Genomic DNA, 13413 nt, shown 5'->3' on the forward strand with positions numbered 1-13413 from the left:
AGCGTCGCTTTCTGAGTAAGGCAGTAACGACTTACAGGCATAAGAAAGGCTCCCTCAGGAGCCTTCTTTTTGTTCTATCCACACGTTACTCTGTAGTGGATCCGTAATTAATGGAGAGATGGGTTACTATTTATAGCTGAGACACCCGATTGACCATTCCAGTGAGCTTCCCGACCTTCTCGCCAGCCACTCATCCAGTGACTACGTAGATCTTGAACATTAACTGGGCACTCGTCTCTTGATTTTCCGACGAGCCCGGCTTGAAAACCGCGGTTGAAAAGTACTGAAGAACGATCACGTTTTTGTCTCTTCATAAGACAGCCTCTCTGGTTCTTATATTTTTCGATAGGTTGCTGCATGTGACGAGTTTAACAGTGAAATAGTGTTAGGTAATTTCAGTACATCCCTGCCTCTCAGCGAACCTGGTTTCTGTGACTCATTTGCTCCTGTTGTTTATGTTGCTTTATTGGATTTGATATATTGGCTATATCTCATAGTTTTTCAGTTGGACTATGAACTTCACAGAATTTCACAATGGCGGAAATATAATCGGGTGTGTAATTAAAAAAATATATTGAAGATATAATTTTAATAGAATTATATTTAACGCAACTGCAAAAATTGTTATGACTTCAATAGGTTGCGATCCATCTTTTAAACAGTCGAACCGGAGTGAAAAAAATTCACTTTAAAGACTATTATTTTGAATTCGAATCTTAGTCATTGGTCTTAAAAGCGTTTGCCGTTAAGATGCGCGTTCTTAATTGAGGTATTCCCTGCATATGAAATTCTTTGCTACCTGCCCTAAAGGGCTAGAGCCTGTTCTATTTGATGAGCTACAGGCCCTGAATGTTGAAACGCCAAAGCAAACGTTGGCCGGTGTTTATTTCTCCGGTGGGCTTGAGGCGGCGTATCGAGCTTGTTTATGGTCGCGGGTGGCGAACCGGATTTTGTTGGAGCTAAAGCGTTGCCCGGCAGAAACGGCTGATGAGCTCTATCGTGGCGTGAGAGAGGTTAGCTGGCTGGAGCATATGCGTCCGGAAGGAACTCTGCTGATCGACTTTACAGGCCAGTCTGAGGGAATCAATCATAGCCGGTTTGGTGCGCAGAAGGTTAAAGATGCGATTGTCGATCAGATTCGGGATGAAACTGGTCGTCGTCCATCGGTAGAGCGTCAGAAGCCGGACCTGCGGGTCAATGTTCACCTGCAGCGAGGCGAAGCAACGATCGCTATCGATATGTCAGGTGATAGCCTGCACCGTCGTGGATACCGGTTAGAGGCGGGTAAGGCGCCGATGAAAGAAAATCTGGCTGCAGCGCTGTTATATCGTTGCGGCTGGCCGGCTAAAGCCGCTGAAGGTCAGGCATTGCTTGACCCTATGTGTGGCTCTGGCACGTTGTTGGTCGAGGGGGCGTTAATGGCTGCGGATATCGCGCCAGGTTTGCTTCGCCGGGATTATGGCTTTACCTACTGGACGCAACACAATAATACGATCTGGCAGACGTTATTAGACGAGGCCAAAGAGCGTAGAGAGACCGGCCTAAAGCAGGCTAAAAGTCGTTTTGAAGGCTTCGATGCGGATATTAAAGTATTAAATCACGCCCGTGAGAATGCCCGACGTGCCGGAATTGAATCGCTTATACATCTTGAGCGCCGGGATCTTTCCAGGCTGTCTCGTCCCACCTCAGATGAGCAGGGGCTGGTCATTACCAACCCGCCTTATGGTGAGCGTCTGGGAGATGAACCGACACTGTTCTTTCTCTATCAGCACCTTGGAGAACGGTTAAAAGCAGACTTTGCAGGCTGGCAGGCAGCGGTGTTTACCGGAAACCCTGAGCTGTGCCGGATGATGAAGTTAGCGTCTGATAAGACCTATAAACTGTATAACGGAGCCATACCGAGTCAACTGCAGATCTTTAACATAAGAGCGCGTAAGGCCTCGGAATTATTAGTTGAGACTCCGTCTGAGTCAGTGCAGCCTGCCGTTGAAGCCACAGACGAAGTTGACGCTGCGCCAGTTGAGTTAAGTGATGGTGCCCAGATGCTGGCTAACCGTCTTAAGAAAAACCTGAAACAGCTGGGTAAGTGGGCAAAGCGTGAGAATATAAGTTGTTACCGCTTATACGATGCTGACCTGCCGGAGTACTCGGCGGCAATCGATCTTTATAACGACTGGGTTCATGTGCAGGAATATCAGGCACCAAAGAGTATCGATGTGGTAAAAGCGTTTGCCCGTTTGCAGGAGATCGTTGCAGTGCTGCCTTCTGTGTTGGGTATTCCTGCAGAAAAAATTGTATTGAAGCAGCGTAAGCGGCAACAAGGCACCAATCAATATGAGAAACGAGATCAGACAGAGCACTATTTCGATGTGAATGAAGGCGGTTGCCGGATTCTGGTGAATTTGGAAGATTATCTCGATACAGGCTTATTTCTCGATCACCGGCCTGTTCGTTTGCAGGTACAGCAGCAGGCTAAGGGGAAAGACTTTCTTAATCTGTTCAGTTATACATCAACAGTATCGCTTCATGCCGCCAAAGGCGGTGCCCGTTCAACGACCAGTGTCGATATGTCAGCGACCTATCTGAACTGGGCGCGTAAAAACTTTGCCCTGAATGGCTTCTCTGAGACGCAGCATCAGTTTATTCAGGAAGATTGTATTAAATGGCTGAAAGGGCAAAAAGGACAAAGTTACGATCTAATCTTTATGGATCCGCCGACCTTTTCAAATTCTAAACGTATGCATGATGTTCTGGATATTCAGCGGGACCATGTTGATTTAATTAAGTTGGCAATGGGGCTGTTACGTCCAGAGGGGAAATTGATTTTCTCTAATAACTACCGACGCTTCAAAATTGATCCGCAGTTGTCCGAAGTCTTTAAGGTAGTGGATATTACCCGTAAGACAATCGATCTTGATTTTAAGCGTCATGCCAGGATTCATCAGTGCTTTGAAATTTCTGCGTTAATGCAGAGTGCGGAAGAATAATGACGCCTGTCAATCTTCTTTAGGATATTTGGCTGTTACTTTTCCTGACTGCTTTAGTTTGACTAAAACCACCGTAAGGTGGTTTTTTTTGGTGCGGTAAATGTGCATGGGCTTGGTGCGAGATCTTATTGGCATAAAACCTGCTAAACAATAATGCACATTTAAAGAGCAATCAGGACTTACTTCTCTCCGCAGCTTAATAGCCGGTGATAAGACAAGGCTGAGATATATCTGATTGTGATGACGAATAAAAATTGCACCATAAGTGTGCCTTTAAGCCTTTTATTATGTTTATCGGTATCAAAAGAGTGCATGAATAATTAGGAGATCGCCGTGGAAAGCGTCAATAGCGCCGTTGAGACACTGGTTCAGAGTTCAAATACACTGTTTATTCTGATGGGTGCCATTATGGTATTCGCAATGCATGCCGGTTTTGCCTTTCTTGAGGTGGGTACGGTACGTCAGAAAAACCAGGTTAACGCTCTGGTTAAGATTATGACGGATTTCGGCTTCTCAGCGGTGGCTTACTTCTTTATCGGTTACTGGGTTGCCTACGATGTAACTTTCTTTCAGGATGCAGAAACGCTGGCGCAGGGTAATGGGTATGAGCTGGTTAAGTTTTTCTTTCTGATGACATTCGCAGCGGCCATTCCAGCAATTGTATCGGGTGGTATTGCCGAGCGGGCTCAGTTCTGGCCGTTTTTATTGGCATCTGCGCTCATCGTGGCGTTCGTGTATCCCTTTTTTGAAGGTATTATCTGGAATGGTAACTATGGTGTTCAGGATTGGCTGGAGGCATCTTTTGGTGCGCAGTTCCATGATTTTGCCGGCTCGGTAGTGGTGCATGGAGTCGGTGGCTGGTTAGGACTGGTTGCTGTGATTATGTTGGGTATCCGAAAAGGGCGCTACAGAAATGGCAGGCTGGTGGCTTTTCCGCCTTCGAATATCCCATTTCTGGCGTTAGGCGCATGGATTCTTTGCATCGGTTGGTTTGGTTTTAACGTCATGTCTGCACAGACTCTGGATGGGATTTCAGGTCTGGTGGCCGTTAATAGCCTGATGGCGATGGTTGGTGGAATTATTGTTTCTTTGTTGATGGGTAGGAATGACCCAGGCTTTATTCATAACGGCCCATTAGCGGGGCTGGTAGCGATCTGCGCGGGCTCTGATATTGTGCATCCAATTGGTGCGCTGATGATTGGTGGTGTTGCCGGTGCGTTGTTTGTCTGGATGTTTACAGTGGTCCAGAATCGTTGGAAGATTGATGATGTATTGGGTGTGTGGCCATTACATGGTCTGTGCGGGGCATGGGGTGGTATTGCTGCGGGTATCTTTGGTGCAGGCTCTCTGGGGGGCTTGGGCGGGGTTAGCCTGATGTCTCAGGTTGTTGGTACTCTGATGGGTATTGCTGTAGCCGTGATCGGAGGGGTAATCATCTATGGTGCGATTAAAGTGATCATGGGTCTTCGTCTGGATGAGGAAGAGGAGTTTAATGGTGCTGATTTGTCGATTCACAAGATTGAATCAAGCTCTGAAGACTGATTATCTGTTCTTATTAAAAAAGCCGGGCTAAGCCCGGCTTTTTTGTAGCTGGAAATTATCAGCAAGGGTGTGTAGGCGGGCTATATATTAGATACCCTGTGTATAAAAGAATGCCTGTTTTTAATTCTTGCTCTGAGTACTACCAGGCTTGCGAGTAAAAGTAATATTCCGCTAATCAGGGCTAAAGGGCTGTTCAGTAGTGTGATACAGGCAATGCCGCCTGCCAAGTAGATAAAGGGTTGTTCTTCGTAGAGCCATTGGGGGGTGTAGCCATCAAGTCTGCCGCGGGATATTTGTGACAAGAGCAGGCGTTGCTCACGTCTGTCTATGCGCCGGTAGTTAGAGCGTTTAATCCAGATAGCGCTGCCAAATATATACAGGGCCAGGGCCGTAATAAGGGCAGGGCTACTGCTGTTGGAAAGCAAAAGTAAGATGGCGCAGACGCCAATATAAAAGTAGGGCAGACTCTCGTACAGGGGGGCTGGAAGCTTCATGCTAGTGCGCCTCTTGTCATGTTTGATTTAATCCCCACCCGTTTATTAGATTAGCTGTAGCAGGGAAAAATGGGATATTTTACACATGAAAAGTATTCATACTTGAATTTATATGCGCGTAAAAGTGGGGGGTGGGGTGTTTAATAGGGAGGGGTGGTGAGGCTGATTTGTTCTTTGCTGGTAAATTAGTTCAGGTAAAAAAAAGGCCGCTATAAGCGGCCTTTTTTTGAATTGTAATTACTTAGTAGGGTAATCACGCTGGGTAGGTCCAGTGTACAACTGACGTGGACGACCAATTTTGTTCGGGCTGCTGTGGAACTCACTCCAATGCGAGATCCAGCCAATAGTCCGGGACAGTGCAAAGATAACGGTAAACATATTGGTTGGGATACCGATTGCCTTCAGGATGATGCCGGAATAGAAGTCTACGTTTGGATACAGCTTACGCTCGACGAAATACTCGTCTTCCAGGGCGATCTGCTCAAGACGTTTGGCGATTTTAAGCAGTGGATCATTTTCGATCCCCAGCTCTGCCAGTACTTCGTCACAGGTTTGTTTCATAACCTTAGCCCGTGGGTCAAAGTTACGGTAAACCCGGTGACCAAAGCCCATCAGGCGGAAAGAGTCATCAGGGTCTTTTGCACGGACGATGAACTCTTCGATATTAGCTTCATCGCCAATCTCGTTAAGCATAGTCAGTACGGCTTCGTTTGCGCCACCGTGAGCAGGGCCCCAAAGAGCAGCAATGCCAGAAGCGATACAAGCGAATGGGTTGGCACCAGATGAGCCGGCGAGACGTACTGTAGAGGTCGATGCATTCTGCTCGTGGTCTGCGTGCAGCAGGAAGATCTTATCCATGGCTTTAGCCAGTACTGGATTAGTTACATAATCTTCGCACGGATTGCCGTACATCATCTGCAGGAAGTTATCGGCATAGTCCAGATCGTTACGCGGGTACTGGAATGGCTGACCAATGCTGTATTTGTAGCACATGGCTGCGATAGTCGGCATCTTAGCGATCAGACGGTATGCACATACTTCCCGGTGGTGAGCATCATCGATGTCCAGAGAGTCGTGATAGAACGCAGATAGCGCGCCTACAACACCGACCATGATAGACATTGGGTGAGCATCACGACGGAAGCCATTAAAGAAGTGGTTCATTTGCTCGTGAACCATGGTGTGCTTCTTAACGGTATTGACGAAGGTTTGCTTCTGTTCAGCTGTAGGTAGTTCACCATTCAACAACAGGTAGCAAGTTTCGAGATAGTCCGAATTTTCTGCAAGCTGCTCAATCGGGTAGCCGCCGTGCAGTAATACACCTTTGCCGCCATCTATATAAGTGATGGAGGAATCGCAGGCTGCAGTAGAAACAAAACCTGGATCGTAAGTGAACAGACCTTTTCCGGTCAGCGCTCTAACATCAACAACATCGGGGCCCATTGTGCCGGAGTAGACGGGTAGCTCAAAAACCTCATCAATACCGTCGATTGTTAAGCGTGCTTTCTTGTCAGCCATTATAGGCTCCTATCATTTCTGTTTATCTGAATGACTTTATAAATTATAGCGGGTCATCTCTTGTTACTGCAGGGTTTTCACCAATATATGCAGCACTCGCAGCCCTTAATTTCTAGTCACAATCTAAGAGTCTAAGCTCGCAATAGGACCCAGACACTATAGAGAGTTAGGATTATTTGTCAATTCAATCGAAGCTGCTTATACCGCAATGCAACAATTCTATTATTAGATTTATCAGGAAAGCCAAAATAGCTGAATAATCATTTAGTTGTAAGTTGGGTTTTGTTTAATAAAAGCACTAGACAATAGGCTTATAAAGGGTGTTGATTAATTGTATTGCGACAATTTGCTGGTATACTCTCGTTCCAGCTTACACCCTCATTCGGGACGGGTGTTGGCGTTGGACCGAGGTGCTTATCTTTGTCTTTGAACACTACCTTTTAAACAACTTAGCTCTGCAACCGGGCTTAACATAAGTGTGAACAAGAGCCGTGAACAAGAAAAGACCCGTAAATTTAGATCTACGAACTATCAAACAGCCGATTTCGGCTATCACTTCCATTCTGCATCGTGTAACAGGACTGGCGTTATTCTTTGGCGCTTTCTTTATGCTATATGCACTTGGGATGTCTCTAGAGTCTGAGCAGGGCTTCGATGCTGCTTCTCAGATGCTGACGGAGAGCTTCTTTGCGAAGTTGATTGCCTGGGGATTGGTTTCAGCGTTGCTGTATCACTTCTTTGCCGGTATCAAACATCTGGTGATGGATTTTGGTCATTGTGAAGAGTTGGAATGTGCGCAGTTGGCAGCCAAGGTAACCCTGGGCGTCTCTGCTGTTTCTATTCTGCTGGCAGGAGTATGGATATGGTAACTTCAATTACAAGTTTTGGCCGAAGTGGTCTGTACGACTGGATGATCCAGCGTGTTTCCGCTGTTGTGCTGCTTGCTTATACCGTCTTTATGATTGGTTATATGCTGTTTGGTTCAGAACTGGACTATCAGCAATGGAAAGAACTGTTCGAATGCACTGCGATGCGTATCTTTACGCTGCTGGCTTTGCTGTCTATGGCGGCACACGCCTGGATCGGCATGTGGTCTATCTCTACTGACTATATTAAGCCAACCGGTATTCGCTTCTTGTTCCAATCAGCTTGTGGTCTCCTGACGTTTATTTACGTCGTTTGGGGCATTCAGATTCTGTGGGGAGTGTAAGATGAGCAGCAAGCTACGTACGCTGACTTTTGACGGTATTGTTATTGGTGGTGGCGGCGCAGGAATGCGTGCGGCACTGCAATTGGCCCAGGGTGGTCTGAATACCGCGTGTATTACTAAAGTATTTCCAACCCGTTCGCACACTGTGTCAGCGCAAGGTGGTATCACCTGTGCGATAGCGAGTGCGGATCCAAATGATGACTGGCGTTGGCACATGTACGATACCGTTAAGGGTTCCGATTATATCGGTGACCAGGACGCTATCGAGTACATGTGTACAGTAGGCCCTCAGGCGGTATACGAGCTAGACCATATGGGTATGCCGTTTTCCCGTACTGAAGAAGGACGTATTTATCAGCGTCCATTTGGCGGTCAGTCAAAGAACTTCGGTGAAGGTGGTCAGGCTGCGCGTACTTGTGCTGCAGCTGACCGTACCGGTCACGCTCTATTACATACTTTGTACCAGGCGAATATGAAAGCCGGTACTACGTTCATGAATGAATGGTATGCCGTTGACCTGGTAAAGAATGATGATGGCGCTGTTGTTGGTGTTATCGCAATCTGCATCGAAACTGGCGAGACTGTTTACGTTAAGGCTAAGGCAACAGTTCTAGCGACCGGCGGTGCGGGTCGCATATTCCAGTCGACTACTAACGCTCTGATCAATACCGGTGACGGTATGGGTATGTCTCTGCGTGCAGGTGTTCCTGCTCAGGATATGGAGATGTGGCAGTTCCACCCAACCGGTATAGCGGGTGCGGGTGTGCTTGTTACTGAAGGTTGTCGTGGTGAAGGCGGTTATCTGGTCAATAAGGATGGCGAGCGTTTCATGGAGCGTTATGCGCCAAACGCGAAAGACCTTGCTGGTCGTGACGTTGTAGCCCGCTCTATGGTGCTGGAGATTCTGGCTGGCCGTGGTTGTGGTGAAGATGGCGATCATGTATTCCTGAAGCTTGATCATCTGGGCGAAGAAGTATTGCAGTCCCGTCTGCCGGGTATCTGTGAACTATCCAAAACCTTTGCGCATGCTGATCCGGTTAAAGAGCCTGTTCCAGTTGTTCCGACTTGTCACTATCAGATGGGTGGTGTTACTACCAATGTTGGTGGTCAGGCGATTGGCTGTGATGCTGACGGTAACGATCAGATTATAGAAGGTCTGTTTGCTTGCGGTGAAGTCGCTTGTGTATCTGTACATGGTGCTAACCGTCTGGGTGGTAACTCTCTGCTTGACCTGGTTGTATTTGGTCGTGCGGCCGGTATCCAGATTGAGAAGCAGATGGCTGAAGGTTACGCAGCGGAAGATGCGACTGAAGCTGATATCGAACGAGCAATGGCGCGTTTGAATCGTCTGAATAACTCCACCGGCGGTGAGAGTGTTGCTGAGGTTCGTGGAGATCTGCAGAAAACTATGCAATTGTACTTCGGTGTATTCCGCGAAGGCGATAGCATGGAGAAAGGTCTGGATATGCTGAAAGACCTGCGCAAGCGTGTAGAGAATCTGCATCTTGAAGACAAGTCTTCAGCGTTCAATACTGCTCGAATCGAAGCGTTAGAATTAGAGAACTTGATGGAAGTTGCTGAAGCGACTGCTATCGCCGCTCTGATTCGTACGGAAAGTCGCGGTGCTCATGCCCGTAATGACTATACCGAACGTGACGATGAAAACTGGTTATGCCACTCACTGTTCCACCCGGAAACAAAAGAGATCACTAAGCGTGCGGTCAATTTTGCTCCGAAGACGGTTGAAGCGTTCCCACCAAAAATACGAACTTACTAAGGGGTTGTTACGATGCTGGTAAGTGTATATCGCTATAATCCTGAGACTGATGATGCACCTTATATGCAGGATATCCATATTGATATCCCGGGCGGTAAGGACATCATGGTGCTGGACCTGCTGCAGCTTTTGAAAGATAAAGATCCGACTATGGGCTACCGTCGTTCATGCCGTGAAGGTGTGTGTGGTTCTGATGGTATGAACATGAACGGTCTGAATGGTCTGGCTTGTGTTACACCGCTTTCTGAAGTGGTTGTAAGTGACAAGTTGGTATTGCGTCCTTTGCCGGGTCTGCCGGTTATTCGTGACCTGGTTGTTGATATGAGCCAGTTCTACGCGCAATATGAGAAGATCAAGCCGTTCCTGATCAACGATACGCCGGCGCCGGCTATTGAGCGTCTGCAATCGCCAGAGGAGCGTGCAGAGCTGGATGGTTTGTACGAGTGTATTCTATGTGCATGCTGTTCTACGGCTTGTCCATCCTTCTGGTGGAATCCAGACAAGTTCATCGGTCCTTCTGGTTTGCTGCAAGCATACCGGTTCCTGGCAGATACTCGTGATACTGCTCAGGAAGAACGATTGGCTGATCTAGATGACCCATTCAGCGTATTCCGCTGTCATGGGATCATGAACTGCGTCAACGTTTGCCCTAAGGGTCTTAACCCAACAAAGGCAATCGGTAAAATCCGAAACATGTTGCTCTCTCAGGCAACCTGATTCGCACAAAAAGCGGCTCCTAATTAGGAGCCGTTTTTTTTTGGCTTTTTTGTACTAGTCAAAAGGCTTATATCGCATTGGACTAAAACTTTTTAGAATTCCCTCTGCATTGATATATGAACGGCGTATGAAAAGGCGTAGAATCACGTCCCGTATGTCCTGTACCTCTATCAGGGTATGCACGTGAGAAATAATAACGGTAACTAAACAGGGGACGGCCGACAGGCCAGTTGGACAGGACGTAGTGCATCCTGGACTTCGTAAAGTACCCCTGAGCCAGGGTGATCAAGAATGCAAGAAGGCATAATGGAGCTGATGTGGAAGAATGCCCATCTTAACGGTGGCAACTTGTCTTACATCGAGCAGCTATATGAAACCTATCTGATGGACCCCAACGCGATTCCTCAGGAGTGGCGTGAAGAATTTGATCGACTCCCCAAAGTCGGCGATAACCTGACCCAGGATGTTCCACATTCTACGGTACAGGAACATTTCCTTTATCTGGCTAAGAACCAGCGTCGTGCAGCGCCTGCTGCAGGCAGTAGTGTTAGTTCTGAGCATGAGAAAAAACAGATCCGCGTCTTGCGGATGATCAATGCTTATCGTGTGCGTGGGCATCAAGCGGCTAATATTGACCCGCTGAACCTTATGCAGCGCGAAGCTATTCCCGATCTGGATCCTCGCTTCCACGAATTGTCGGAAGCTGACTTTGATACCACTTTCCAGTTGGGTTCTTTGTTCTTCGGAGCTGAAGAAGCAACGCTTAGAGAGATTATTGACGATCTGAAGAAGACCTACTGTACGACAGTAGGTGCTGAGTATATGCATATTGTTGATACTCAGGAAAAACGCTGGATTCAGTCGCGTCTTGAGCCTGTTCGTTCCCACCCGGTTGTTGATCTTGAGCGCAAGATGATGGTGCTTGAGCGTCTGACAGCGGCGGAAGGACTAGAGAAATATCTGGGTTCCCGCTTTGCCGGCGCAAAGCGCTTCGGCCTTGAAGGCGGCGAATCGATGATTGTTTCTCTGAACACGTTAGTTCAGCGAGCAGGAAAGCAGGGTGCACGCGAGGTTGTTATCGGTATGGCTCACCGGGGGCGTTTGAACACCCTGGTTAATATTTTCGGTAAAAATCCAGCTGAACTGTTCGGTGAGTTTGAAGGTAAGAAAACTCTGGAAACGTCAGGTGACGTAAAGTATCACCAGGGCTTTTCATCTAACGTGATGACAGGCGGTGGCGAAGTTCATCTGGCGATGGCGTTTAACCCGTCTCACCTTGAGATATCTGCCCCGGTAGTTGAAGGCTCTGTACGTGCCCGTCAGGATCGCCGTAATGATCCGGTTGGTACAACGGTTTTACCGGTTAACATCCATGGTGACCAGGCGTTTGCAGGTCAGGGTGTGGTAATGGAAACTTTCCAGATGTCACAGACCCGTGCCTATAAAACCGGCGGTACTATCCATCTGGTGGTTAATAATCAGGTTGGTTTTACCACCAACAAACTGGAAGACTCTCGCTCCTCTGAATACTGTACTGATGTTGCTAAGATGGTTCAGGCGCCAATTTTCCATGTCAATGGCGATGATCCTGAAGCGGTGCGTTTCGTTACGCAGCTGGCAGTTGATTACCGTACTGAATTTAAGAAAGATGTTGTCATCGACCTGGTGTGCTATCGCCGCCGTGGTCACAACGAAGCGGATGAGCCGTCTGGCACACAGCCGCTAATGTACAAACAGATCAAAGTTCAGAAATCGACTCGCGAGCTTTATGCGCAACAATTGATTTCTGAAGGTGTAGTTACTGCCGAGCAGTGTAAGCAGCTTGAGCAAAACTATCGTAAAGATCTTGAAGACGGTAAGCACGTAACGCACTCACTGGTGATGGAGCCTCAACAGGAGTTATTCGTTGACTGGGCGCCATACCTGGGACTGGAATGGTCTTTTGATTGCGATACTCGTGTTGACAATAAACTGCTTCAAGAGCTTGGCACTAAAATCTGCGAAGTGCCCGAAGGCTTCCAGGTTCAGCGTCAGGTTCAAAAAATCTATGATGACCGTAAGCGTATGGCTGTCGGTGCGATGGAGCTTAACTGGGGGATGGCTGAATCACTGGCCTACGCTTCTATTTTGGCTGAAGGTTTCCCTGTTCGTATCACAGGCCAGGATGTTGGCCGGGGTACGTTCTCTCATCGCCATGCGGTATTGCATGATCAGCGTAACGGAGAGGTCTACGAGCCTCTGAAGAATATTGCTGCTGATCAGCCACCGTTGACGCTGCATGACTCTTTCCTTTCTGAGGAAGCGGTGCTTGCATTTGAATACGGTTACTCGACCACCATGCCAAATGCGTTGGTGATCTGGGAAGCTCAGTTTGGTGATTTTGCCAACGGCGCTCAAGTCGTAATTGATCAGTTCATCACCAGTGGTGAGCATAAGTGGGCCCGTGTCTGTGGTCTGACTATGCTGTTGCCGCATGGTTTTGAAGGGCAGGGGCCTGAGCATTCTTCAGCCCGTCTTGAACGTTACTTGCAGCTTTGTGCAGAACATAATATCCAGGTATGTGTACCAACAACGCCTGCGCAGATCTACCATCTGTTGCGTCGTCAGGTTGTACGCCCGCTGCGTAAGCCTCTGGTTGTTATGTCACCTAAGAGTCTGTTACGTCACAAACAAGCGGTTTCCACGCTGGATGAGTTATCCGATGGCGGCTTCCTGCCGGTAATCGCTGAGACTGATCAGTTGGATCCTAAGAAGGTTAAGCGTCTGGTGCTGTGTAGCGGTAAGGTCTATTACGATCTATACAACCGCCGTGCGGAACTTGAAAAAGATGATGTTGCTATCGTCCGAATTGAGCAGTTGTATCCGTTCCCGGAACATCAAATGTTTGATGCGATTAAGCAATACACCAACCTGGAATCGGTTGTCTGGTGTCAGGAAGAGCCGATGAACCAGGGTGCATGGTACTGTTCGCAGCATCATATGCGCCACGCGCTGGCTCGTCATAACGACAAGATTCATATGGAAGGTGTGGGTCGTCCACACGCCGCAGCTCCTGCCGTAGGTTACATCTCTGTACACCTTGAGCAGCAGGAAAAACTGGTTAATGAAGCAATCAATGGCTAACAGGCCGGATAAAAGCGCCTGTTAGTAGCACTGAGAAAGGAAAAG

9 protein-coding genes are annotated in these 13413 nt (G+C 47.9%); 7 read left to right on the plus strand and 2 right to left on the minus strand.

Annotation, left to right across the window (positions count from 1 at the left end):
* Positions 1–107: 107 nt before the first annotated feature.
* Entirely contained in the window at positions 108–314 is a 207-nt protein-coding gene (gene rmf, locus AMJAP_RS07180; RefSeq protein ID WP_083935313.1) for a ribosome modulation factor, read from the minus strand.
* Between the two features lie 468 nt (positions 315–782).
* On the opposite strand from rmf, the gene rlmKL reads away from it, so the two are divergent.
* Both rlmKL and AMJAP_RS07190 read left to right on the plus strand, forming a co-directional pair.
* Positions 783–2987 (plus strand): bifunctional 23S rRNA (guanine(2069)-N(7))-methyltransferase RlmK/23S rRNA (guanine(2445)-N(2))-methyltransferase RlmL, encoded by a 2205-nt coding sequence (rlmKL, locus tag AMJAP_RS07185; RefSeq protein WP_019621576.1) that lies wholly within the window; start codon positions 783–785, stop codon positions 2985–2987.
* Positions 2988–3320: 333 nt separating this feature from the next.
* Positions 3321–4529, plus strand: a complete 1209-nt coding sequence (locus tag AMJAP_RS07190) for an ammonium transporter (protein ID WP_019621577.1) — start codon at positions 3321–3323, stop codon at positions 4527–4529.
* 731 nt (positions 4530–5260) lie between these two features.
* On the opposite strand, the gene gltA is transcribed toward AMJAP_RS07190, so the two are convergent.
* A complete protein-coding gene (gltA, locus tag AMJAP_RS07195; RefSeq protein ID WP_019621579.1) occupies positions 5261–6541 on the minus strand; it encodes a citrate synthase in 1281 nt (426 codons plus the stop codon).
* 491 nt (positions 6542–7032) lie between these two features.
* On the opposite strand from gltA, the gene sdhC reads away from it, so the two are divergent.
* The 5 genes from sdhC (at position 7033) to AMJAP_RS07220 (ending at position 13368) form a co-directional block, all read left to right on the plus strand.
* Positions 7033–7410 (plus strand): succinate dehydrogenase, cytochrome b556 subunit, encoded by a 378-nt coding sequence (gene sdhC / locus AMJAP_RS07200; RefSeq protein ID WP_026340104.1) that lies wholly within the window; start codon positions 7033–7035, stop codon positions 7408–7410.
* Positions 7404–7751, plus strand: a complete 348-nt coding sequence (gene sdhD, locus AMJAP_RS07205) for a succinate dehydrogenase, hydrophobic membrane anchor protein (protein ID WP_019621581.1) — start codon at positions 7404–7406, stop codon at positions 7749–7751. Before sdhC ends, sdhD begins: the two co-directional genes overlap by 7 nt.
* 1 nt (position 7752) lies before the next feature.
* Positions 7753–9528 (plus strand): succinate dehydrogenase flavoprotein subunit, encoded by a 1776-nt coding sequence (gene sdhA / locus AMJAP_RS07210; RefSeq protein ID WP_019621582.1) that lies wholly within the window; start codon positions 7753–7755, stop codon positions 9526–9528.
* 12 nt (positions 9529–9540) lie between these two features.
* Positions 9541–10245, plus strand: a complete 705-nt coding sequence (locus AMJAP_RS07215; protein WP_019621583.1) for a succinate dehydrogenase iron-sulfur subunit — start codon at positions 9541–9543, stop codon at positions 10243–10245.
* A gap of 291 nt (positions 10246–10536) precedes the next feature.
* Positions 10537–13368: a 2-oxoglutarate dehydrogenase E1 component gene (locus AMJAP_RS07220; protein ID WP_019621584.1), complete on the plus strand. Its 2832-nt coding sequence runs from the start codon at positions 10537–10539 to the stop codon at positions 13366–13368.
* Positions 13369–13413 lie beyond the last annotated feature (45 nt).

This window comes from Amphritea japonica ATCC BAA-1530 (genome assembly GCF_016592435.1).
Lineage (GTDB): Bacteria > Pseudomonadota > Gammaproteobacteria > Pseudomonadales > Balneatricaceae > Amphritea > Amphritea japonica.

Bases quoted from the DNA above. Each gene is read 5' to 3' on its own strand.
- sdhA (WP_019621582.1), top strand. From the start codon at position 7,753: ATGAGCAGCAAGCTACGTACGCTGACTTTTGACGGTATTGTTATTGGT.
- AMJAP_RS07215 (WP_019621583.1), top strand. From the start codon at position 9,541: ATGCTGGTAAGTGTATATCGCTATAATCCTGAGACTGATGATGCACCT.
- AMJAP_RS07220 (WP_019621584.1), top strand. From the start codon at position 10,537: ATGCAAGAAGGCATAATGGAGCTGATGTGGAAGAATGCCCATCTTAAC.
- rmf (WP_083935313.1), bottom strand. From the start codon at position 314: ATGAAGAGACAAAAACGTGATCGTTCTTCAGTACTTTTCAACCGCGGT.
- rlmKL (WP_019621576.1), top strand. From the start codon at position 783: ATGAAATTCTTTGCTACCTGCCCTAAAGGGCTAGAGCCTGTTCTATTT.
- gltA (WP_019621579.1), bottom strand. From the start codon at position 6,541: ATGGCTGACAAGAAAGCACGCTTAACAATCGACGGTATTGATGAGGTT.
- sdhD (WP_019621581.1), top strand. From the start codon at position 7,404: ATGGTAACTTCAATTACAAGTTTTGGCCGAAGTGGTCTGTACGACTGG.